Below are 22,512 nucleotides of genomic sequence, written 5' to 3'. Positions count from 1 at the left end.
GCCGCGGCGTCCGCACGTCCGATTTCCCTCTATTATAGAAGCGTCACCCGGCAATTTCTGCCTAGTGACCATTTTTCGAAGGACAGTCCGGTGGACATCTCCTCTTACGTGCTCCTCAGCCAGGAGCAGGCGCTCAAGCGCCGGATGGACGTGGTGGCGAACAACATCGCCAACATGAATACGGTCGGGTTCAAGCGCGAGCAGCCGGTGTTCCGCGAATATGTGGAACAGACCGACGGCGCGGTGAAGGCCGCCGAGAAAACCTCGTTCGTGCTCGATTACGGCGCGGTCCACGATGCCTCGAACGGCGCGTTCCAGCCGACCGGCAACCCGCTCGACGTGATGATCGACGGGCCGGGCTATCTGGCGGTGCAGGCCGGCGACGGCACCACCGCCTATACGCGCGCGGGCTATGTGAAGGTGCTGGAGAGCGGCGAGCTCGCCACCTCCGGCGGCCAGATCATCCTCGGCGAGGGTGGCAAGCCGATCAAGATCCCGCCCGAGGAGGCCGGCAAGGTCAACGTCAATCCCGACGGTACCGTGATGGGCGAGAACGGCCCGCTCGGCCGTATCGCGGTGACGGTGTTCGACAGCGAGGCGGTGGTCGATCCGCGCGGCAACGACATGTTCACCGCCTCCGGCGGCCGCGAACTGCCCGCCGCGCAGACCAAGCTGGTGAGCGGCGGCGTCGAGGGATCGAACGTCAACGCGATCGTCGAGACGACCGACATGATGCAGATCCTGCGCGCCTATCAGACCAGCCAGAGCCTCTCCAACTCGATGTCGGACCTGCGCAAGAGCGCGATCGACAAGCTCGGCCGCGTCAGCTGAATTTCACGAAGGGATAAACTCCATGCGTACGCTTTCCATCGCCGCGACCGGCATGCTGGCCCAGCAGACCAATGTCGACGTGATCTCGAACAACATCGCCAACATGAACACCACCGCGTTCAAGAAGCAGCGCGCCGAGTTCCAGGACCTGCTCTACCAGCAGGTCTCGCGCCCCGGCTCGTCGACCGGCGGCGACACCAAGGTGCCGGCCGGCATCCAGATCGGTTCGGGCGTGAAGACCGGCGGCGTCTACCGCATCAACCAGCAGGGTTCGCTGCAGCAGACCGACAATCCCTACGACATTGCGGTGCAGGGCAAGGGCTATTTCCAGGTGACGATGCCCGACGGCACCACCAGCTATACCCGCGACGGCTCGTTCCAGATCTCGGACCAGGGCGAACTGGTGACGCAGGACGGCTATCCGGTGCAGCCCGGCATCACCATTCCGCAGGGTGCCCTCGACGTCAGCATCTCGAAGACCGGCCTGGTCGAAGTGACGGTCGCCGGCAACACCCAGCCGCAGCAGCTCGGCCAGCTCCAGCTTGCCACCTTCATGAACGAGAACGGCCTGGAAGCGAAGGGCGGGAACCTGTTTCTCGAGACCGCCGCCTCGGGCCAGCCGACCGTCGGTTCGCCGGGCGATACCGGCATCGGCACGCTGACCCAGGGCTTCATCGAGGGCTCGAACGTCAACCCGGTATCCGAGATCACCTCGCTGATCACCGCGCAGCGCGCCTATGAAATGAACAGCCGCGTGCTCAAGACCGCCGATGAAATGCTGGCGACGACCAGCCAGGCGCGCTGATGTCCGCGCTGCTGGGCCTGTTGCTGCGCGTGGCGGTGCCCGCCGAGGACGTGCCGGTGGCGGTGGTCCAGCAGCCGGTTGCGCGTGGCGAACGGATCGAGATGGGATCCCTCTCGATCGAAACCCGTCCCGAGGCGAGCGCGCGCGGCGCGCTCCGCCCCGAAGACGCCGTGGGCATGGACGCATCGCGCGCCCTGAGCCCCGGCACGCTGCTCCGCCGCGGCGACGTGATGAAACCGCAGCTGGTCAAGCGCGGCGAGCCGGTGACGGCCAGGATCGTCTCCGGCGCTATGGTCATCACCGCCGCCGGCCGTGCGCTGGGCAGCGGTGCCCAGGGCGATCCGGTGCGGATCGTCGTCACTGCCACCAACCGCACGCTCGACGGCGTCGTCGACGGATCGGGCACGGTGCGGATCTCCACTCCCTGAGGGAACAGGTACATGCGTAAGATCATCCTCGCGCTGGCGCTCACCGCCACGCTCTCGGGCTGCGGTGCGGTGGGCCGGCTGAAGACGGTGGGCAAGGCGCCCAAGCTCTCCACGATGGATCCCGTCGATGCCCCCGATGTCGAGCCCTCGCTCGCGTCGCCGCTCGATCGCTCGAACCGGGTGCGCCCGGAGCAGCCGGCCAATGCGCCGACCGCCTCGCTGTTCCGCACCGGCGCCGGTGCCTTCTTCCGCGATCAGCGCGCGGGGCGGGTGGGCGACATCCTGACGATCAAGATCGCGATCGCTGACAAGGCCGACATCGGCAACAACACCTCGCGCAGCCGCGGCGGCACCGAAACCAGCGGCATTTCCAGCCTGCTGGGCTTGCAGACGCCGATCAAGAAGCTGACCGGCACCGATCCGTCCAAGCTGGTGGATACCAATTCGGGCTCCAAATATTCGGGCGGGGGCACCACCGTGCGATCGGAGACGATCAACATGACGATGGCCGCCATCGTCACCCAGGTGCTGCCCAACGGCAATCTGATGATCCGCGGCCGCCAGGAAGTGCGGGTGAATTTCGAGATGCGCGAGCTGATCGTCACCGGCATCATCCGGCCCGAGGACATCGCCCGCGACAACTCGATCCAGCACAGCCAGATCGCCGAGGCGCGCGTCATCTATGGCGGCAAGGGCCAGCTGACCGATGCGCAGCAGGCACGCTGGGGCCAGCAGATCTACGACGCGCTGTTCCCGTTCTGACGCCTGATCCCAGGCTAAAGCGCAAGAAAGGGCTCGCCGGACATCCCGGCGGGCCCTTTTCGCATTTACCGGATGTTTATCTTAATCTTCCAGTAACCATCAAAATTTTCAGCAGAATTTTGGTCGGATCGATTTTCTTCCCACAATGGACGTGCAGGGCATTCACGCTCAGTCGCGGGTCGGCGGTTCCGACCTGGGTCGCAGAAGCGACTCTAATCCAAGAAGGAAATTATCATGGCTTTTTCGGTTAACACCAACGTCGGCGCAATGGCGGCTCTCCAGAGCCTGACCGCGACCCAGAAGGACCTGGCCACCACCCAGAACCGCATCAACACGGGTCTGTCGGTGTCCTCGACCAAGGATGACTCGGCTTCCTACACGATCGCTCAGGGCCTCCGTGGCGACCTGGGTGGCCTGAAGGCGGTTTCGTCGTCGCTCAGCCGCGCCAAGAGCGTGACTGACGTCGCCGTTGCCGGCGCCGAGCAGATCTCCGACATCGTCAACCAGATGCAGGCGAAGGCCCGTCAGTCTGCCGATAAGGGTATCGACACCGCGACCCGTGACGCCCTGAACAAGGACTTCACTGCGCTTCGCGACCAGATCACCACGATCGTCAACGCGTCGGACTTCAACGGCACGAACCTGCTCAAGGCTTCGGGCGGCACCGTGACCGCGCTGCAGTCGCTGCAGGATTCGGACACCAGCAGCACTGCGTGGAACCCGGACTCGCTGACCGTGGCGAACCAGTCGCTCGACCTCGGCGGCTCGACGATCACCGTCGCGTCGACCGGCAAGATCGACACCCAGGCTGCTGCGCAGACGATGGTGGACACGCTGGAAACCACGAAGAACAACCTGAAGACCACGCTCAGCACGCTCGGCGCCGCTTCGCGCAAGATCGACGCTCAGCAGACCTTCACCAGCAAGCTGTCGGACGTGATCGACGGCGGCATCGGCAACCTCGTCGACGCCGATCTGGCGAAGGAATCGGCTCGACTGCAGGCTCTGCAGGTCAAGCAGCAGCTCGGTGTTCAGGCTCTGTCGATCGCCAACCAGGCGCCGCAGACGATCACTTCGCTGTTCCGCTAATAGCCCAAGGCCCCAACCCTGGGGGGCCGAAGGCTTGCGGGGGCCGGGATGGTACGCCATCCCGGCCCTCTTTTTTTGCCCGCGTTCATCGCGGGTAATATGGTTTCCGCTTCTATAATGATGGGAAACTGGGAGGTCGGCGTTGTTTCCGAGGATTCGCGAGATTACCGATGCCTTTGGCGGGCGCCTGCGCGTCAGCGTCGAAGAGCATCCCTCGGGCGCGCTGATCGTCGTCGAACGGCCCGATCTGGGCGGACGGCCGCGAATCCTGCTCGATGGCTACGGCGTGGACGTGCTCGCCGGCTACATCATGTCGGCCCGGCTTTCGGTGCCGCAGGGGCTGCCAGACGAGCATGTCGACGGCATGTTCGCCACGCGCTTCCGGCTCGACCTGGATCCCAGCGCCGCGCTGGTGCTGAGCCAGGAAGGCGCCGCCAGCCTCGAGATCGCCGCGCCCTTCTGGGATCGCCTCTATGCCGAGCTGTGCATCGTCGCCGCGCATGCGCGCGAGCTGACCCGCCGCGCCGAGGCGCGCATCCACTGATCCAGTGCCGGTCATGCGCCAGCCACGGCGCGCGACCGCGGACATCGTCATCCCCGCGAAGGCGGGGATCCATTGGCGCTAAAGCCGCGGTTCTTTCCCTCAGCGCCCAAGCCAATTATTCCCGCCTGCGTGGGAATGACCGTTGCTCTTGCAGCGCTGCTGGCCTTCCTCCGTCTACGCGCTTGACTGCGAGCCGCGTGGGGTGCGCCCGCACTGCGCGCCCTGTAATTCCGCGTTCGCAGCGTCAGGGACAAGGATCAGGATCGTCACGGCATAACCCCAGGGGGCGAGGGCGCTGCGTGCGCCTGCCTGCGCCTGCAGGCCTGCAGCGCGGCATGCAGTGGGGGTGGGTAGCGCCGCGGTTCTAGATCATGGCGGCGCCGGAACCCTGGCTTGGGTCCTGCGGCGAGGCGGATGCGGATGCTGCGGGGGGGGAGGGACGCCGGGTCCCCAAAATGCGAGCGGCAGGCCAGTTGGGGGGAACTGGCCTGCCGCTATGCCGAGCGGGGGGTGCTCGGCAAATAAGGAAGCGCGAGGATCGTGAGGGGATCGGAACGTCCTCGCTGCTTCTGATTTCGTTATATCGCAGAATCGGATGGGAGAGAAACGAATCCCGCACTAATCAGCTACAGGATTTGTACTTAAGCCCCTCTCCCTACGCGATGCTACGGAGCACAAAGGTTACTTTGCGATCTTCAAGATCATGCTGGTGGGGTATTGGGCGCCGTTGATGGATACCACCGGCGATCCATTGATCATTTGCACATCATCCACCTTACCCAGGGCCGTGGCGGTGGTGCTGATCTTGGCGCCGGCCGTGGTCGTGCCGGAAAGCGTCAGCTGATACAGGCCATCGGTGTACTTGGTGCCGCTCTTGGTGCTGCCGTCCCAGCTGAACTGGCCGGAGCTGCCCTGCACATCGAGATCGAAGCTCTCGACCGTCTTGCCCTTGGCGTCGGTGATCGTGGCCGTCAGCTTGTCGATCGGGTTGGTCGCGTCCCACTGCCACTGCGCGGGCGTGGCGGCGCTGAGGCCGGCCTTGTCCGAACTCAGCTGTACCGGCTGGCCGATCATCGACGTGCTGGACGTCAGCGACGTCATGTTCAGGCTCGACAGGATCGAGTTGAGCGTCTTGTTCTGGGTGATCGACTGCTCGACCTGCGAATATTGCACCAGCTGCTGCGTATATTGCGAGCTGTCCATCGGATTGGTCGGATCCTGGTTCTGCAGCTGCGTCGTCAGCAGCTTGAGGAACAGGTTGTAGTCCGCCGTCAGCTTGGTGGACGAGTCGTTCGTGGCGGACTGCCCCGCATTCGCGGTGGCCGAAGAGACGAGAGTCATGGCGCTACTCCTGAGCGTTAGGCGATGAGGTCGACCTGGCCGTCGCCGCGGATCGGGCGATAGGCGGCGGTCTGCGCGTCGGGTTCGTCGTGGAACTGCTGGTTGCCGCCGCGCGACTGCTGCTGCGAGGCCTGCTGGCCGTTGCCGCCGCTGCTGGTGCCGCCGTCGCGGCTTTCGAAGCGGAAGCTGCTCGCATCGCTGCGGATACCCGCCTGGTCGAGCGCGCGCCCGAGATCGGGGGCTTCCTGGCGAAGCAGCTCGAGCGTGTGCTGGCTCTCGGCGCGCATCGTCGCCTGGACGCGGCCCTTGTCGTCGAACGCGAGCGTGACCTCGACCCGGCCGAGTTCGGCCGGGTTCATGCGGACGCGCAGCGTGTCCTCGCCGGCATCGACCTTGCGGGCGATCTCGACGCCGAGGCTGCGGCCCAGTTCACCCGCGCGCGCATTGAGCACTGGCTCCGCGGCCGGGGCGGCGGGTGCCGCGCTCGCTGCCGGGGCGACATGGCCCGAGGCTGTGGGGAAGGGCACCGCGCCGCTGTGGCGCGTGTCGGCTGCGGCGAGCTGCTGGCCGAAATTCTGCTGGCCATGGTCGCCGGCGCTGCCGCCATCGGTGGCGCCGCCGCCATGGGGGTGTGCGCCGACCGCATCGGCAAGGTCGGCCATCTTGTCGTTGGTGGTCTGCGCAGGCGCGGCTTCGTTGCCGGCCATGGCGTCCGCCTTGGCATAACGCGGGCCGGTGACGCCGCTGGTCTTGCTCTGCGCCGCAGGCTGCTGGGCGGGGGCGGGCTGGGCAGACGGCTGCTGCTGGGCGACGGGCACGGCGATCGGCTGGACGACGGCCGGCGTGGCCGCTTCGGGCGCGGGCAGTGGGGCGCCGGCGGGATCGAGGCCGTTCTTGTCGCCACCGGCACCGCGGCCGGGCTTGGCGACCTTGACCCCCACCATCGGGCGGCCGGGCGCCGCATCCTCGGTCGGCTTGGGTGCCGTGGCATCAAGCAGCTCGGCGAGCGCGTCTGTGGTGGCGTCCGGCTTGGCCTCGACGGCGGTCGGCTTCGGCTTGGGCGCGGCGGTGCCGGGCGTTGCGGTGGCGTCCTCGGCGTTGCCGCGCGCATCCGCGAGCGCCTTGGCGATGGCATCGGCGAGCGGGTTGCCGCCGGTCGCGACCGGCGGGGTGACGGCACCCGGCGCAGCGGTGGCGAGCAGCTGGGTCATGCCCACCTGCGGCTTGTCGCCGGGCAGCGCGTTCGCATCGGGGGTCACCGGCAGCAGCGGTGCGCCGGTCTGCGCGCCGAGCAGCCCTGTGGTGCCCGCACCGGCGAAGACCAGCCCCTGGCCCGCCCAGCCGCTCACGCCACCGGTTCCGACTCCGCCCAGCAGTCCGGCAAAGCCGCTGCCGGCGGCCGCATTCGCGGCGCCCTCTTGGCTGACGGGGGCGGCGAAGGGGGAGCCGATGTTCGTGACGTTCATGCAGTCGCCTCATGCGCGGCCGGGAAGAGGCCGTTCCAAACCATTATAGGATGATCGCCGGAACGATCGTTGCGGGTCAGCCAATTACGCCGAGCGCACGGATGCGCGCGCGGGCGTGGATCTCGTTCTGCGAGAGCACCACCGTCGCCGGGCGGACGCGCTCGATGATCGAGCGAACGAACGGGCGGATCGACGGGCTGGTGAGCAGGCAGGGAATCTCGCCGTCCTGCGCCAGCCGGTCATAGGTCTCGCGCACCGCGCCGATGAACTGCTGGAGCGCGGAAGGCGCCATCGCTAGCTGGCGGTCGTCGCCCGCGCCGAGGATACTGTCCGCGAACGCCTGGTCCCAGTCGGCCGAGAGGGTGACCACCGGGATCGCGTCGCCGCGCGCTTGCGAGGCGCTGATCTGGCGGGCCAGGCGGCTGCGAACATGCTCGGTGATCGTGGTCAGGTTGCTGGTCAGCGGCGCGGATTCCGCGATGCCCTCCAGGATCGTCGGGATGTCGCGGATCGAGATCTGCTCGGCGAGCAGGTTCTGCAGGATGCGCTGGACGCTCGACACCGAGACCTTGGAGGGGATGATGTCCGCAACCAGCTTTTCCGATTCCTTGTGGACTTCGGTCAGCAGCTTCTGCGTCTCGGTATAGGAGAGCAGATCGGCGATGTTTTCCTTCACCAGCTCGGTCAGGTGCGTCGCGATGATCGTGCCGCAATCGACCACGGTGAGGCCGCGGAAGCCGGCTTCGTCGCGCAGCTCGCGATCGATCCAGAGGGCCGGCAGGCCGAACACGGGTTCCTTGGTGACTTCGCCCGGCAGGCCCACCGAGCCGCCGCCCGGATTGATCAGCAACAGCTTCTCCAGCCGGATGTCGCCGCGCGCCGCCTCGGTCTCCTTGATCGAGATGACATATTCGTTGGGCTTGAGGCCCATATTGTCGATGATCCGCACCGCCGGCAGCACGAAGCCGTACTCGGTCGCCATCTGGCGGCGCAGCGCGCGGACCTGGTCGTCGAGCCGCGGTTCGCGCGTGTCGTCGTTGATCATCGGCAGCAGGGCGTAGCCGATCTCGATGCGCACCGCGTCGATCGCCAGCGTCTCTGAGATCGGCTGCTCGACGGCCTGCGACTGCGCGACTTCCTGCGCCGCCTGGATGCGCTCGCGCGCGGCCTTGGCGGTGGAACGGCGCGACATCTCCCAGGCGACCCAGCCCGACAGCGCCGAAAAGGCGGCGAAGGGGATGAAGGGCAGGCCCGGCATCAGCGCCAGCGCCCCCATCAGGAACGACACCATGCCGAACGCCTTGGGGTAGCGGCCGAGCTGGTCGCCCAGCGCCGCGCCGGTCTTGCCGGCGACGCCGCCCTTGGAGACGAGCAGGCCCGCCGCGGTCGACACGATCAGCGCCGGGATCTGGCTGACCAGGCCGTCGCCGGCGGTGAGCACGGTATAGGTGCGGAACGCCTCGCCGATCGGCACGCCGTGCGAGATGACGCCGATGCCCAGGCCGACGACGATGTTGATCGCGGTGATCAGCAGGCCGGCGACGGCATCGCCCTTCACGAACTTGGAGGCACCGTCCATCGCGCCGTAGAAGCCGCTTTCGGCCTCCACTTCGGCGCGGCGGGCCTTGGCCTGTTCCTCGTTGATCATGCCTGCGGAGAGATCGGCGTCGATCGCCATCTGCTTGCCGGGCATCGAGTCGAGGCTGAAGCGCGCGGCGACTTCGGCGATACGGCCGGCGCCCTTGGTGATCACGACGAAGTTGATCACCACCAGGATCATGAAGATGGTGAGACCGATGATGGTCTCGCCGCCCATCAGGAACTCGCCAAAGGCGCCGATCACGCCGCCGGCGGCATCGGGGCCCTCATGGCCATGGCCCAGGATCAGGCGGGTCGAGGCGAGGTTGAGGCCCAGCCGCAGCATCGTCGCGATCAGCAGGATCGTCGGGAAGGCGCTGAGCTCCAGCGGCTTCTCGATGAACAGGGCCGTCATCAGGATCATCACCGAGACGGTGATCGACAGGGCGAGGCCCATGTCGAGCATCCAGCCCGGCATCGGCAGGATCAGCATCGCGATGATCGCGATGACGCCGCCCGCGAGCGCCATGTCGCGGTTGGCGCCGATGCGGTCGAGGAACTTCAGGACGACGGGAGGCATGGGCTGCTACCGGAAACTGGAGGTCAGGGCGCGGGCGAGACGGCGATGCCGGCGTCGATGAAGCTGCGCAGCTTGTTGCGCATCGTGCGGACCGAAATGCCGAGGATGTTCGACGCGGAGGTGCGGTTGCCGTGGCAGCGCTCGAGCGTCTGCAAAATCAGCTCGCGTTCCACCTCCTCGACCGTGCGGCCGACCAGGCTGTTGATGTCCAGGGGATTGGTCTCTGTGTTTAGTTCGGCGAGGGGCGTGCCGTCGGCGCGCACTAGGTCGCCCGGCATGATCGCGGCGCCGCGGCCGAGCAGGATGGCGCGGTGCACCGTCTCGTCCAGCTCGCGGATGTTGCCCGGCCAGACATAGCGCTGGAGCAGCGCCAGCGCCTCGTCGGTGAAGGCGCGCGGCGGCAGGCCATCGACTTCGGCATGGCGCTTGGCGAAATAGCGGGCGAGGGCGATGATGTCCTCGCCGCGGGCGCGCAAGGGCGGCACCTCGACGCGCACGAGGCCCAGGCGCACCAGCAGATCGGCGCGGAAGGTGCCGGTTTCGACCAGCGCGTCGAGGTTGAGGCTCGAGGTGGCGATCAGGCGCCCGTGAAAGGGGATGAGCTCGTGGCCGGCGAGGCGGCGGAACTGCTGCTTCTGCAGCACGTCGTGCAGCTTGGCCTGCAGCGCGGGCGACAGCATGCCGACTTCGCGAAGCAACACCGTGCCGTGCCCGGCCTTTTCCAGCCGACCGATGCGGCGGGCGACCGCGCCCGGAAAGGCGCCGGCTTCATGGCCGAACAGTTCGGATTCGATCACGTCGGGCGCGACGCCGGCGCATTCGGCGACCAGCATCGGCTGGGGGCGGCCCGAGGCATCGTGCACCGCGCGCGCCATCATCTCCTTGCCGCTGCCCTTCTCGCCGGTGATCAGCACCGGGGCGGCGCTGGGCGCCACGCCGGCGGCGAGCGACAGCGCGCGGGCAAGCGCGGGATGCCCGCCGATCCAAGCCGGCGCCTTGCGCTCGACCACCGAGGCAATGGCGGCGGCGATCAGCTCGCGCTGCGGGGGAAGGGGGACGTAATCGCGCGCACCGGCGCGGATCGCCGCTACCGCGCGCTCGGCCGGGGCATCGATGCCGCAGGCCAGAACCGCGATGGTGAAGCGCTCGGCGCGGATGCTCGCCATGAAGGCGGTGATGTCCGACTCGACGTCGATCATCACCAGATCGGCACCACCCTGGCGCAGCTCGACCAGCCCGTCACCGGGCGTGTCGGCCATCGCCACTTCGGCGCCGGCGCTGCGAGCGAGCTCGGCGGCGAGACGGAACTCGCTGCCGGGTTCGCCGATCAGGAGCATGCGGATCGGGCTGGCCATCAGCGATCGGGCCGCACGATTTCGGTGAGCGTCACGCCCAGCGCGTTATCGATCAGGACGACTTCGCCGCGGGCGATCAGCCGGTCATTGACGAAGATGTCCACCGGTTCGCCGACGCGGCGGTCCAGTTCGAGCACGGTGCCCGAGCTGAGCGCGAGCAGATCGCCGATCGGCATCCGTGCGCGGCCGAGCACCGCCTGTACCTTCACCGGCACGTCGTGCACGGCTTCCAGACCGGCGCTGCCGCCATGGCCCTCGGGCATGCTGCCCGGCAGTTCGAAATCCTGGAAATCGGGGGCGGGGGCGGGCTGGGGCTCGCTGCCGTCCGACGGGATGATATCGTGGGGATCGATCGTCATCTGCTAAAATCCTATGCGTTCATCCACTGGCGGATCACCGAGGCGGCCTCGGGCGGGCTGGCCGCGATGGCCGATCCGATCCGCTTGAGGGCGGAGAGCTTGATCCGCCCATCCACCTGGGCGAGGGCGATTTCCTGATCGAGCAGCGCGGTCTCGCTGACCTGCATCTGCTCGAGCTTCTGGAGCGCTTCGGGGTCGCCGTCCGCAGCGAGGGCGGTCAGCATCCGCATCTCTTCGTTCTGGTGCTGCGCCTCCAGCTGGGTCATTTCCGGCTCGATCGGCAGCGGCTCGGGCTTGGGCTTGAGCATGCGCAGGGCGAGCAGGCCGACACCGGCGATCAGCGCGAGCTGCAGGAAGGTCCAGATCCGGTCCATCGGCAGCTTGGAGAAGATGCTCTCCTTGCCTTCGTCGACCGGCACCGCCGAGAAGGGCATGCTCTCGACGACGACGCTGTCGCCGCGCTGGGTATCGATGCCGACGGCATTTTCCACCAGGCGCTGCAGGCGCTGGATCTGATCGGCGGGCAGGCCCTTCGGACCGCCATCGACCATCACCGCGACGGTGAGGCGGGTCACCTTGCCCGGCGAGCGCAGCGTGACCGTCCTGGTCGAGCTGTTCGAATAGGTGGTGTCTTCCGAGGTCTGGTTGCTGGCCGACTGGCGCGAGCTGCCCGGGGCGGCCGGATTGGCCTTGGCATCGGGCATCTGGTTGGCGACCGAGGCGGTCTGCGGGCCGGCGTCGCTTTCCTTGTTCTGGTCGCCGGTCTCGACGCTCACCTGGCGGGCGACGACCTGCTTGTCGGGATCGAACACATTCGATTCCTCGCGGGTCTGGTCGCGGTCGATCTGGGCGGAAACCTCGGCGCGGACCTTGCCCTCGCCGACGATCGGCTGGAGCAGCGCCTCGATCTCGTCGCGCAGCTTGCCTTCGACGGTCTGCTGGCGCTCGTCGGCATCGCCGGCGGCGGCAGTATCCGGATCGCCGGCACGGGCGAGCAGCGCGCCGGTCTGGTCGACGACCGAGACGGCGTCGGGCGAAAGCTCGGGGACCGAGGAGGAGACGAGGTAGCGGATCGCCGCAACCTGCTCCGAACCAATATGGCCCTTGGTCTTGACGGTGACGGCCGCGGTCGCCTTGCGGCTTTCGTTGGCGAACATCGCCCGCTCCGGCATCACGATATGGACGCGCGCGGCGGTGACGCTCTGGATCGTCTGGATCGACTTGGAGAGCTCGCCCTCGATGGCGCGCGTCTCGTTCATCTTTGCGCGGCTGGCGGAGACGCCGAAGGGCTGCTCCTCGTCGAGCACCTCATAGCCGATCTTGCCGCCCAGCTTCTCGCCAGCCATGCTCATGCGCAACTGGGCGAGCTTGTCCTCAGGCGCCATGATCGCAGTGCCGTCGGCGGAGAGCGTGTAGGGCACGTTCTGCGCCTTCAGCTTCTCGGTGATCGTCGAGGCGGCTGCCGGATCCAGGTCCGTGTAGAGATAGCCCATGTTCGACTTGGAGCTGCTCATCGCCACGAAAGTCAGCGCCGCGAGCAGGGCGAAGGCCACGCCCCCCATCATCGCGAGCCGCTTGGTGCCGAGTTGCGCCACCAGATTCTTGATCGCTTCCAAAGCCGCCCCATGCAGTAGCTACGGGGCGCGGAATGCCCCTTGTTAATGGTCTTATAGGAGGCGGGCGGAACGGCAGTTTCTGCCGGGTGGGAATTTTTTGCCTAGCAGTCGGTCGACCTACGCGAAGCTACGGAAGCATGGTTGCGCGCGCCGACGGCTGCGGCCAAGGGCATCGCCAACGGATGGAGACGACATGCAGGTGAACAGGCGGCACTTCGCGGCAGGGCTGGCGACGCTGGTGCTCGGCCCGCCCCTGGCGCGAGCGGCGGACGACGCGGGCGGGGCGGTGAGCCTGACCTATGACGACGGGCTGCCCTCGCATCTCGACGTGGCGGCGCCCGCCCTGGAGCGGCGGGGCCTGCGCGGCACCTTCTATGTGACCTGGGACAATATCGTCGACCGGGTGGCCGACTGGGAGAAGATGCCGGCGCGCGGGCACGAGCTAGGCGCGCATACCATGCACCACCCGTGCAACATCGGTCCGCTCGGCGCCGAGGCCTTTGCCGAGAAGGAGTTCCGGCCGCTGGAGGCGTGGCTCGACAAGGTGGCGGGACCGGCCCGGCCGCACGACTTCGCCTATCCCTGCGACGTCACCGATCTCGGCCCCGGCAGCGCCAATGCCGAGCGGGCCCGCTACGAGGCATTGCTCAAGCAGCTGGGAATCGACAGCGCGCGCAACAGCGAGGGGCCGCCCAATCCGGCGGCCTGGGTGCGACGCCATCCCTATCGGCTGCAGGCGCTGGCGGTGGGCTATGACGCACAGCCGCTCGACGTGTTCAACTATCTCCAGCTAGCGCGGCACGAGCGGCGCTGGGCGATCCTGGTGTTCCACCAGGTCGGCGCCGGCCCCGAGAGCGACGGCGCGGTGACCGCGACGCAGCACGAGGCACTGCTCGACATGGTGCTGGCCAGCGGGCTGGCGGCGCGGACGGTGGGCGAGCAGATGCGGCGTCTCACTTCGGGCTGATCGCCGACGAACCTTGCGCATCCGAAACCAGCGATGGGCGTTTGACGGCCGATGAACGGCCGCTCCAGCGCAGGTTCAGCCTGGAACGGGCAGAAGCTGCGCCAAGGGGGCGGGAAGTGAGGAGTTGTCATGTCCGATCTCTGGAAACGCCCCGCCATGCTTTCGGCGAGCTTGATCGCGCTGGCGCTGGCCGGCTGCAATCCGGCAAGCCCGGTGCAGCAGGCGGATAGCAACGCGGCGATGGGCAACATGGCGGGCGCGCTGCCGGCGCTGCCGGCGGCGGTGCCGCTGCAGGCGGGCGCCGCGACGTCGCTCGCGACGGCCCCGGCGGCCGAGGCGCTGCCCGCGACGCGGCGGGTGCGCGTGGCGCAGGTCGCGCGGCGCAGCGACGCCTATGCCTATCTCGATCGCGCCCAGGGCGTGGCCGATGCGATCGGCGATGCACCGCCCGATTATGCCTATGACGACGGCCGCGTCTCGCCCTGGGTGTGGCAGACCAGCGTCGGCGACCGCCGCTATGCCGAGCCCGTCGATGGCGGCTATCGCTATTATTACTACCAGGCCGGGGCGGACCAGCCCTATCTCGTCCGCGATCCCGACTATAGCTATGCCTATTCGGGCGACGATCTCGTCGCGGTCTATGACGCGGGCGGCGACCTGCTGCCGGCCAACGCCTATTATGGCCGCGCCGACACCGCCTCGCGCTATTATGACCGCGGGGAATATCTCTACCAGCTGTCGGCGCAGCGCGAGCATCGCGGCGTGGTCGCGGCCAACTGGGCGGCGCGACGCGCGGAGATCGCCGCCGCCAATGCGCAATGGGCCGAGGCGCAGGCGCGCCAGGCCGAATGGCAGGCTTATCGCCAGGCGCATGCGGCGCAGGAGCAGGCCGTGTGGCAGCAGGAGCGCCAGCGCCGCGCCTTTGCCGCACAGCGTTTCGCGGCGTGGCAGCGCCAGGGCTTCCGCTCACCGGCGCCGCAGCCGGTCGCCTATGTGCCGCCGGCGCCGCCGCAGCAGCGCGGCTGGATTCCCAACTGGTTCGGCGGGAACCGTCAGGCCGAAGCCCAGCGCCGCGAGCAGCAGGTCCGCGCCCAGCAGATCGCCCAGCAGCAGGCGGCGCAGCGCCAGGCCCAGCAGGCGGCGGCGCAGCGCCAGGCGCAGGCACAGGCGCAGCAGCGCTTCGCCCAGCAGCAGCAGGCGCAGCAGCGTGCGAACCTGCAGGCGCAGCAGCGCCAGCTCGCCGAACAGCAGGCCCGGCAGCGCCAGGCGCAGCAGCAACAGCAGCTCGCCCAGCGCCAGGCGCAGCAGCGCGTCGCACAGGCACGGGCGCAACAGGCTGCCCAGCAGCGGATCCGCCAGCAGGCGGCCGAGCAGCAGCGTGTCCGGCAGGCGGCTGCGCAGCGCGCGCAGCAACACCAGCAGGCCCAGCAACAGGCGCGCGAAGCGGCGGCGCAGCGCCAGCGTCAGGCGCAGCAGGCCCGTGTGCAGACCGCGCAGCGTCAACAGGCCCAGCAGCAGGCGCAACAACGTGCGCGCCAACAGGCGGCCCAGCGCCAGCAGGCGCAGCAACAGGCACAGGCACGCGATCGCCAGCAGCAGGCGGCGCGCGCGCAGGCCGAGCAGCGTCAGGCGCAGGCGCGGGTGCAGGTGGCCCAGCAGCAGCGCGCGCAGGCGGCTGCGCGGACCGAACAGGCGCGGCCGCATCCGCAGCAGCCGCCCCGTCCTGCCCGGCCGGAACATCCGCGCGATCCGCACCAGAGCTGATCGCGCGCGGGGAGGGGCCGCCGCCGGGCGGCCCCGCGCCGGTCAGGCTTCGACGTTCAGTTCGTCGAGCGCCCGCGGCTCGTGCATCGGGCAGCCGTTGAACCGTCCGCGATAGTCGGCGGAGAACTTATAGGGCTCCTTGCGCGCCCGGTTGACGCCGCCGAGCGGCTGGTGCGCGGCGAGGCCGTGCCAGGGCGCGAAGGACAGCCGGTCCTCGATCCGGTCGCTCTCGCCATAGACCCAGCCCGCCTGCGGCGCGACCTGCAGCGTCGCGACGGTGCGATAGGGGCTTTCGTCCTCGTCCCACACGACCGACGCATCCTCGACCGGCATTTTCTCGAGATCGGTGCACAGCTGCACGCGCAGCTCCCAGGTGCCGCCCTGCTCGACGAGCAGCTCGTTCACCGCCTCGCGGATCGCGTCCGGGCGGCCGGTGGCGTTGATCGTCTCGTCGGCGAAGTCCTTGATGCCCGAGACCGGCACCAGCTGGAACTTGGCGATGTACTCGCCATAGCGATAGGGCGTCTGGCTGTAATAGGTCGCGCCCAGCGGATGCACGGGCTTGGCACCGCCGAGGCTGCTCAGCAGCGCCGACTTGCCGCCGACCGCCTCGATCGCCGCCTCGAAGCTGCGCAGCACGGCGGACAGCAGCTTCTTGGCGCCCTCCGCCTTGTCGGTGGTGCCGGCGAGCAGCTTGAGATTGCCGAGGAATTTCTTGGCATCGGGTGCTGCAAAGGCCGGCGCGTTGACCATCACGAAGTCCTGCGTCGTGTCGCCCTCGCTGCCCGGCAGGCGTTCGCCTTCGACGCCGAGCACCTTCAATGCCACGCCGCGCGGCAGGCGGATCGAATCATCGAGGATGTCGCCGGCATTGGTGGAGAAACGCAGGATCGCTTCATGGCTCCCCGGCGTCGCGAACAGGCCCTGTGCCAGCTCGGGCGGCAGATTGTCGGCGACCGTAAAGGTTCCGCGCGCGAGGCCATGGCCCTTGGCATGCACTGAGCGGACCGCGTGCTGATAGTCTTCGGAGGTGGTGTCGAGGATCTTCTCGAACTGTTGCTTCAGCCCGGCGATCGTCTCCGCCTCGTCGGGCTGGGGCTGTTCGACGGACGGCGAGAAACGGACGGGCTGCGGCATGGCTGATTTCCTTCGAAGGTTCGAAGGAGCTCAACCGTCCGCCCGATTTGCCGTTCCGCTCAATCTCCTACGCCGTCATCCCCGCCTGCGCGGGGATGACGGAGTGTTTGGGGTGGCGCGTGATTCTCCTTTGGTCGGGAGAACGCGCGACATGGTCCTCAGTGGAGCAGCAGGCTCTCCAGCTCGGCGGTGATCGCCTCGCGACGTTGCTGGGCGTTGAGCGCGAGGCCGCCCTCGTCCCAGTTGATCAGCGCATCGCCCATGGCCAGCGTCGCGTCGGGGGCGACGGTGAGGCTCAGCTTGCGGCGATCCTTGGACTGGCGGTCGGCGATCTTGGCTTCGATGTCGTCGACAAGATCGGGGTGGACGCGCACCTGCAGCTCGGTGCCGCGCGCGACCTGGCCGAGCACGCGACCGATCGCCGCGTCGATCGCCTCGCCGGGCGCACGCTCGATCGCGCGCGCGGCGATATGGTCGGCGGCGGCGAGCGCGACTTCGGTCGCTTCGCTGGTCACCCGCTCGGTGATTTCGGTGAACTGGGCGTCGATCACTTCGATACCGGCGTGCAGCGCGTCGACCGCGCTGAGCAGGGCGACCTCGCGCTCGGCCCGCGCCTGGGCAAGCCCGGCCTCGAAGCCTTCGGCGCGGGCGCGATCGATCACCGCCTGCTGGTCGGCCTTGAGCAGCGCGAGCTCGGCGCGCAGCGCGGCCAGCTCGATCAGCGCGTCCTCGTTGACCAGCTTCTTGTCGGGGATCGGCGCCGAGAAGACGCGGTCGAAGGCGAAACGTTCGACATGGATGCTCATGCTGCCATGCTCCTCAGATAATCATCGCGTCGTCGGACTTGGGATCGACCAGCAGGATCTCGCCGCGATCGGCAAGGTCCTTGGCCAGGCGGACGAGGCTCGACTGGGCCTCTTCGCAATCGCGGGCACGCACCGGGCCCATGCCCGCCATGTCCTCGCGCATCAGCTTGGCGGCGCGCTCGGTCATCGCGTTGAAGAACATCGTCTTCAGCTGTTCCGGGGCACCCTTCAGCGCCAGCGCCATCTCGCGCTTGTCGGCATTGCGGACGATCGAGGCGATCGCCGGCGGCAGCAGGTTGGCGAGGTCCTCGAAGGTGAACATCAGCGCGCGGATGCGTTCGGCGCTTTCGGGCGCCTTGGCATCGAGCGCGGTGAGCATCGCTTCCTCGGTCGAGCGGTCGAGCGAGTTGAACAGCTCGGCCATGCTCTCGTGCGGATCGCGCTTCTGCGAGCGGGAGAGGTTGGTCATGAACTCGGTCTTCAGCGTCTGCTCGACCTGGTTGATCACTTCCTTCTGCACCGTGTCCATCCGCAGCATGCGCATGATCACGTCCACCGCGAAGTCGCGCGGCAGCTCGGCGAGCACGCGCGCGGCATGGTCCGGGCGCAGCTTGGAGAGGATGACCGCGACGGTCTGCGGATATTCCTGCTTGAGCGCGCCGGCCAGCACCGTCTCGGAGACGTTGGACAGCTTGTCCCACATCGTCCGGCCCGAGGGACCACGGATATCCTCCATGATCTCCTTCACTTTGTCGTTCGGCAGGATGCCGGCGAGCAGGCGTTCGGTGGTTTCGTAGCTGCCGTGGAGCGAGGCCATGCTCGCCACTTCGCCGGTGAACTGGACGAGCAGATATTCGACCACGACGCTGGGGATGCGCCCCAGGCTGGAGATGGTCGAGGAAAGCTCCTTGATCTCGTCGGTGGAGAGCTGGTCCCAGATCGGGGCGCCATGTTCCTTGCCGAGCGCGAGCATCAGCGCGGCCGCACGCTGCGGTCCGGTGAATTTCTTCAGTTCGGGCGGTTCACCCACCGTGGCGACAGAAGCCATGCTCATCCCTGCAGAAAATGGTCCGCGCGCACCCGCAAGGCCGCGCTCTCCTCTATTATAGAAAGTAAATGGGGAAGGGACGGATCGGATCATGGTTAATTTAGCCGCAAATCTCATCGGACTAAGCGTGCTGACCGGGCAGGATGCCTTCTCGGCCATTGGTGCGCTGCCGACCTTTGAGAGCAAGGCGGTGAAGACCGCCAAGGCGCAGTTCACCACCGCCGTCACCGCGCCGCCCTGGAAGGACAAGGATGGCAACGCCACCTCGTCGCAGCTCACCTCGATCCTGGCCTCGAAAACGCTGATCCAGCCGGCGACCAGCGACAGCAGCGGCAATCTGCTGCCCGACGACGTGAAGACCACCTTCACCGCGTTCAAGGCGCTGGACAAGCTGCGCGTGCTTGCCGAAGGCGCCGCCGACAAGACCACGTCGGACGCGCAGCGCGCGCAATATCAGAAGGCCTTCTCCAAGGGCCTGGCCGATCTGCAGAGCTATCTGGCCTCGTCGCCTTCGGACAAGGTCAAGCTGGCGTTCGGCAAGGCGACCACCACCGTCAAGACCAGCGAGCTCGCCGCGACCGACCTCTACGAGACCAACGGCAAGACGCTGGTGAAGATGGCATCGGATCCGCTGCCCGGCCTTACCGGCAACGAACAGTTCGTCGTCGGCATCAAGCGCGGCACCCAGTCGCAGAGCTTCACCGTCGACCTGTCGACCGGTCCCCAGCCGCCGACGATCAACTCGGTCGCGGACGCGCTCAACGCCCAGATCAAGTCGGTGCTCGTCTATGACGACGACGGCAGCGTGATGACAGACAGCAAGGGCGAGCCGGTCAGCAAGTGGAACGCCCGCTTCCAGCCGGAGCTGACCAGCGACGGCATGTGGCGGCTGAACCTCGAGACGCCGGACGGCATCGAGCAGGTCAGCCTCGACCAGGTCGGCGCCAAGGATTCGCTGGTCGTCACCACCGGCCAGACGCCGCTCGATTCGCCCACCTCGACCGAGATATTCCGCCTCAACGATCCCACGGGCGACAATGCCAAGGTCAACATGGGGACGATCGAGGCGCTGGACCGCCAGGGCACCGCGCAGAACGTCGCCGCAGGCAAGACGACCAATGTCACCACCGCGGTCGAGGACGCCGACGGCAAGGTCAAGCTTCAGACCACCCAGACCAGCAACGTCTATGCCACCACCACGGCGGCGGCGAGCGTCACCGACGCGCAGGGCTTCAGCTATGTGGTCGGCACCACCAAGGGCGATCTGGGCGCAAACCTCTCCACCGGCGACGACAATCTGTTCCTCACCAAGATGGACAGCTCGGGCAAGGTGGTGTGGCAGCGCAATCTGGGCGCCACCGGCGCGGCGACCGGCGCATCGGTCTCGCTGGGGCAGGACGGCAGCGTGGTCGTCGCCGGCACGGTGACCGGCAGCTTCAACGGCATCACTGCCGACGGCGACATGGCGGTGGCGAAATACGCCGCCAATGGCGACGAGCAATTTTCCACCCTGGTCGTTTCCAAGGATGCCGATACCGCCCGCGCCGTGACCGTGGGCGCGGACGGCTCGGTCTTCGTCGCCGGTCGCGTCTCCAACGAAGATGGCGGCGATGCGATGGTGGTGCGGATCGACTCCGCCGGCAAGATCGCCGAGCGCCGCACGATCAATACCGGCGGCAGCGACACCATCACCAGCCTGGCGACCGACAAGGACGGTAATCTGCTGGCCCTCGTCTCCAGCCAGGGCGTGGCCAGCGTGGTGAAGATGCAGGCGGATTCGCTGTCGAATACCCTTGGCAGCATCAGCCTGGGCACGGCCGACGCCCGTGCGCTGGCAGTGGCAGCAGACGGCAGCATCGCCGTGGGCGGCGCCACCAGCACGGCGATCGCCGGCACGCAGGCCAATGCGCTCAGCGGTGGCCGCGACGGCTTCGTGACGCGCATCGATTCCGCCCTCTCCACCGCGTCGACCACCTATGTCGGCACCGGCGAGGACGACCAGATCGACAGCGTCGCCTTCATGGGCGACAAGATCTATGCCGGCGGCCGCACGACGGGCGACCTGGGTGCAACCCGGCGGGGCCCGGTCGACGGTTTCGTCACCCAGATCGATGCGGCGAGCGGCACGGTCGGCACGACCACCCAGTTCGGCCAGATCCAGACGCGGACCGAGCCGGTGCGCGTCGCGGCGGATGTGGGCGGCGCCACCGCGCTGTCGGCGCTGGGCTTCGGCCGCGGCGTGCTCAACCCGACGGTGTCCGACCGGGTCACCACCCAGACGACGCTGCGCGAGGGCGACTATTTCTCGATCAAGGCAGACAATCTCGCCGTGCGCCGCGTGACGATCGAAAAGGGCGACACGCTGAAGACCATCGCCGATCGCCTTCAGGGCATGATCGGCGCCTCCAAGGGCACCGTCACCGCCACCACGATCGATGGGGTGCAGTCGTTGCGCATCTCGATGAAGCAGGGCCATGAGATGGAACTGCTCGCCGGCAGTGCCGACGCAGATGCGCTCTCGAAGCTCGGGCTGGAGCCGCAGCGTATTGCCAATGCGGCCGCCGTGGTGGGTACGGCGCCCAAGGTGAAGCCGGGCGGCGCGTACGGGCTCGAGCTCAGCGAGGCGCTGAGCCTCGCCTCGGTCGACAATGCCAAGGCCGCACTCGGCAAGATCAAAGATGCGATCTCGATGACGCAGACCGCCTATCGCTCTCTATATTGGGATGACGGCAAGGCGACGATCGTCGACAGCACCGGCACGACCAAATCGGGGAAGAAGGGCGCTTCCACCGCGGTCGAGCAGGCGCAGCTGAAAAATTACCAGGCGGCGCTGTCGCGGCTGCAGTCCGGCCCGAGCACCGCCACGAGCCTGTTGGGATTCTGAACCATGTCCGAAATGCCGACCATCTTCTCCGCCATCCAGATGCGGATGCAGAATCTGTCGCAGCGCCAGCAGGTGATCGCGCAGAATCTCGCGAACAGCGAAACGCCCGGCTACAAGTCGCGCGACGTGTCCGAGCCCAATTTCGGCGATCTGCTCCAGGGCGCCGGCGGCATCAGCATCGCCAAGCCGCGTGTCGAACTGACCGGCACGATGAAGAATCTGGGCGCGGTGCAGCCGATGGGCAGCGGGATCGTCTTCGACAAGGACGTGACCGAGACCAAGCCCGACGGCAACAACGTCACGCTGGAAGACCAGCTGCTCAAGATGGGCAAGGTGCAGGCCGATTTCAGCGCGATGACCAATATCTACCGCAAGCAGATGGTGCTGCTGAAGACCGCGCTGGGCAAGAGCGGCGGCTGAGGCCGCACCCGCCCGCCGCGGACGACAAAAAGGGCCGCGAGCATGCGCTCGCGGCCCTTTCCGTTTGCACGCCGTGGCGTTGCGATCAGGCGATCGCGAGGCGCGCGGTGCGGCGGCGACGCAGCGCGCCACCCGCCATGCCGAAGCCGGCGATCATCAGGCCCCACGCGGCCGGTTCGGGAACCGGTGCGAAGTCCAGCTGCGAGCTGTAGCCATAGTCCTTGGTCTTGGTGTTCTTCATCACCACCGTCAGCAGCTGCGGCGTCTTCGACGGGATGACCGCGAACGAATAGACCTCGCCCTTTTCGATGCCGGTCAGCGTGACGCCGCCGAACGAGAGGCTGATCAGGTCCAGATAGAAGGACGAGATGCTGACGTGCAGGACGCCCGGCGCGTTGATCGTCAGCGCGAACGACTGGGTGGCGGTCGTCTTCTTGGCGACCTTCACGTTGTTCCAGCCACCGCCGAAGCCGTCGAAGCTGCAAACGGCTGCAGCCGAATCGACGCAAACGACCGTGGTCGCCTGCGCGGTACCCGACATGGTAAGAGCGCCAGCCACCGAAGCAGCCGCGATCATCAGAGTCTTGAGCTTGTTCATCCACACCTCCCTAAAGCATGCACAGCCGCTGGGAGCTGCCCGATGTTTCAGGCAGGAAACCCTCTTCTTCCCATACGCGCTGTCCTTTTCTTTATAAAGGAACGTGCAGAATTTGCCACTCTATAGTTAATCGC

General features: G+C 67.5%; 20 protein-coding genes. 10 read left to right on the top strand and 10 right to left on the bottom strand.

Translation table 11 applies throughout. The features are described from left to right. Positions 1 to 90 precede the first annotated feature (90 nt). The 6 genes from BM009_RS16325 (at position 91) to BM009_RS16300 (ending at position 4,459) form a co-directional block, all read left to right on the top strand. Positions 91 to 831: a flagellar hook-basal body complex protein gene (locus tag BM009_RS16325; protein WP_093297792.1), complete on the top strand. Its 741-nt coding sequence runs from the start codon at positions 91 to 93 to the stop codon at positions 829 to 831. A gap of 22 nt (positions 832 to 853) precedes the next feature. Further along, complete coding sequence (gene flgG / locus BM009_RS16320) at positions 854 to 1,636, top strand: flagellar basal-body rod protein FlgG (protein WP_093297791.1); 783 nt, start codon at positions 854 to 856, stop codon at positions 1,634 to 1,636. Further along, on the top strand, positions 1,636 to 2,064 hold the full coding sequence (gene flgA / locus BM009_RS16315; RefSeq protein ID WP_093297790.1) for a flagellar basal body P-ring formation chaperone FlgA: 429 nt from the start codon (positions 1,636 to 1,638) through the stop codon (positions 2,062 to 2,064). The genes flgG and flgA overlap by 1 nt, the downstream gene beginning before the upstream one ends. Before the next feature lie 12 nt (positions 2,065 to 2,076). Further along, on the top strand, positions 2,077 to 2,826 hold the full coding sequence (gene flgH / locus BM009_RS16310) for a flagellar basal body L-ring protein FlgH (RefSeq protein ID WP_093297788.1): 750 nt from the start codon (positions 2,077 to 2,079) through the stop codon (positions 2,824 to 2,826). A 234-nt stretch (positions 2,827 to 3,060) separates the two neighbouring features. Then, entirely contained in the window at positions 3,061 to 3,915 is an 855-nt protein-coding gene (locus tag BM009_RS16305; protein WP_093297787.1) for a flagellin, read from the top strand. Between the two features lie 142 nt (positions 3,916 to 4,057). Beyond that, entirely contained in the window at positions 4,058 to 4,459 is a 402-nt protein-coding gene (locus tag BM009_RS16300; RefSeq protein WP_093297785.1) for a hypothetical protein, read from the top strand. 681 nt (positions 4,460 to 5,140) lie between these two features. Here the strand turns inward: BM009_RS16300 and BM009_RS16295 are convergent. From BM009_RS16295 to fliF, 6 genes are all read right to left on the bottom strand, one after another. Next, a complete protein-coding gene (locus BM009_RS16295) occupies positions 5,141 to 5,800 on the bottom strand; it encodes a flagellar hook assembly protein FlgD (protein WP_093297784.1) in 660 nt (219 codons plus the stop codon). A 17-nt stretch (positions 5,801 to 5,817) separates the two neighbouring features. After that, positions 5,818 to 7,266, bottom strand: a complete 1,449-nt coding sequence (locus BM009_RS16290) for a flagellar hook-length control protein FliK (protein WP_093297783.1) — start codon at positions 7,264 to 7,266, stop codon at positions 5,818 to 5,820. A gap of 76 nt (positions 7,267 to 7,342) precedes the next feature. Next, positions 7,343 to 9,424 (bottom strand): flagellar biosynthesis protein FlhA, encoded by a 2,082-nt coding sequence (gene flhA, locus BM009_RS16285; RefSeq protein WP_093297781.1) that lies wholly within the window; start codon positions 9,422 to 9,424, stop codon positions 7,343 to 7,345. A 23-nt stretch (positions 9,425 to 9,447) separates the two neighbouring features. Then, positions 9,448 to 10,779 (bottom strand): sigma-54-dependent transcriptional regulator, encoded by a 1,332-nt coding sequence (locus BM009_RS16280; RefSeq protein ID WP_093297780.1) that lies wholly within the window; start codon positions 10,777 to 10,779, stop codon positions 9,448 to 9,450. Beyond that, positions 10,779 to 11,138, bottom strand: a complete 360-nt coding sequence (fliN, locus tag BM009_RS16275) for a flagellar motor switch protein FliN (RefSeq protein WP_093297778.1) — start codon at positions 11,136 to 11,138, stop codon at positions 10,779 to 10,781. The genes BM009_RS16280 and fliN overlap by 1 nt, the downstream gene beginning before the upstream one ends. An 11-nt stretch (positions 11,139 to 11,149) precedes the next feature. Then, complete coding sequence (gene fliF, locus BM009_RS16270) at positions 11,150 to 12,754, bottom strand: flagellar basal-body MS-ring/collar protein FliF (protein WP_093297777.1); 1,605 nt, start codon at positions 12,752 to 12,754, stop codon at positions 11,150 to 11,152. Positions 12,755 to 12,947: 193 nt separating this feature from the next. On the opposite strand from fliF, the gene BM009_RS16265 reads away from it, so the two are divergent. Both BM009_RS16265 and BM009_RS16260 read left to right on the top strand, forming a co-directional pair. After that, the gene (locus BM009_RS16265; protein ID WP_093297775.1) at positions 12,948 to 13,721 is read left to right on the top strand and encodes a polysaccharide deacetylase family protein; all 774 of its coding nucleotides are present in this window, start codon (positions 12,948 to 12,950) and stop codon (positions 13,719 to 13,721) included. Positions 13,722 to 13,850: 129 nt separating this feature from the next. Next, complete coding sequence (locus BM009_RS16260; protein ID WP_139216657.1) at positions 13,851 to 15,485, top strand: hypothetical protein; 1,635 nt, start codon at positions 13,851 to 13,853, stop codon at positions 15,483 to 15,485. A 42-nt stretch (positions 15,486 to 15,527) separates the two neighbouring features. On the opposite strand, the gene BM009_RS16255 is transcribed toward BM009_RS16260, so the two are convergent. The 3 genes from BM009_RS16255 to BM009_RS16245 all read right to left on the bottom strand — a co-directional run bounded on the left by BM009_RS16255 (position 15,528) and on the right by BM009_RS16245 (position 18,476). Beyond that, the gene (locus tag BM009_RS16255) at positions 15,528 to 16,622 is read right to left on the bottom strand and encodes a catalase family protein (RefSeq protein ID WP_093297773.1); all 1,095 of its coding nucleotides are present in this window, start codon (positions 16,620 to 16,622) and stop codon (positions 15,528 to 15,530) included. Positions 16,623 to 16,780: 158 nt separating this feature from the next. Then, on the bottom strand, positions 16,781 to 17,428 hold the full coding sequence (locus BM009_RS16250; protein WP_093297771.1) for a FliH/SctL family protein: 648 nt from the start codon (positions 17,426 to 17,428) through the stop codon (positions 16,781 to 16,783). A 13-nt stretch (positions 17,429 to 17,441) separates the two neighbouring features. Further along, positions 17,442 to 18,476 carry a flagellar motor switch protein FliG gene (locus tag BM009_RS16245; protein WP_093297852.1) on the bottom strand — a complete coding sequence of 345 codons (1,035 nt, stop codon included), beginning with the start codon at positions 18,474 to 18,476 and terminating at the stop codon, positions 17,442 to 17,444. A 91-nt stretch (positions 18,477 to 18,567) separates the two neighbouring features. On the opposite strand from BM009_RS16245, the gene BM009_RS16240 reads away from it, so the two are divergent. Both BM009_RS16240 and BM009_RS16235 read left to right on the top strand, forming a co-directional pair. Beyond that, on the top strand, positions 18,568 to 21,360 hold the full coding sequence (locus BM009_RS16240; protein WP_093297770.1) for an autotransporter outer membrane beta-barrel domain-containing protein: 2,793 nt from the start codon (positions 18,568 to 18,570) through the stop codon (positions 21,358 to 21,360). A 3-nt stretch (positions 21,361 to 21,363) separates the two neighbouring features. After that, positions 21,364 to 21,780, top strand: a complete 417-nt coding sequence (locus tag BM009_RS16235; protein ID WP_093297768.1) for a flagellar basal body protein — start codon at positions 21,364 to 21,366, stop codon at positions 21,778 to 21,780. An 85-nt stretch (positions 21,781 to 21,865) separates the two neighbouring features. Here BM009_RS16235 and BM009_RS16230 read toward each other — a convergent pair whose 3' ends face one another. After that, positions 21,866 to 22,378 carry a PEPxxWA-CTERM sorting domain-containing protein gene (locus BM009_RS16230; RefSeq protein ID WP_093297767.1) on the bottom strand — a complete coding sequence of 171 codons (513 nt, stop codon included), beginning with the start codon at positions 22,376 to 22,378 and terminating at the stop codon, positions 21,866 to 21,868. Between the last annotated feature and the right edge of the window lie 134 nt (positions 22,379 to 22,512).

This window comes from Sphingomonas sp. NFR04 (genome assembly GCF_900114095.1).
In the GTDB taxonomy this organism is placed as follows: Bacteria; Pseudomonadota; Alphaproteobacteria; order Sphingomonadales; family Sphingomonadaceae; genus Sphingomonas.
The sequence above is the reverse complement of the archived record's forward strand: the minus strand, read 5'-3'. Positions and strand labels throughout refer to the sequence as shown.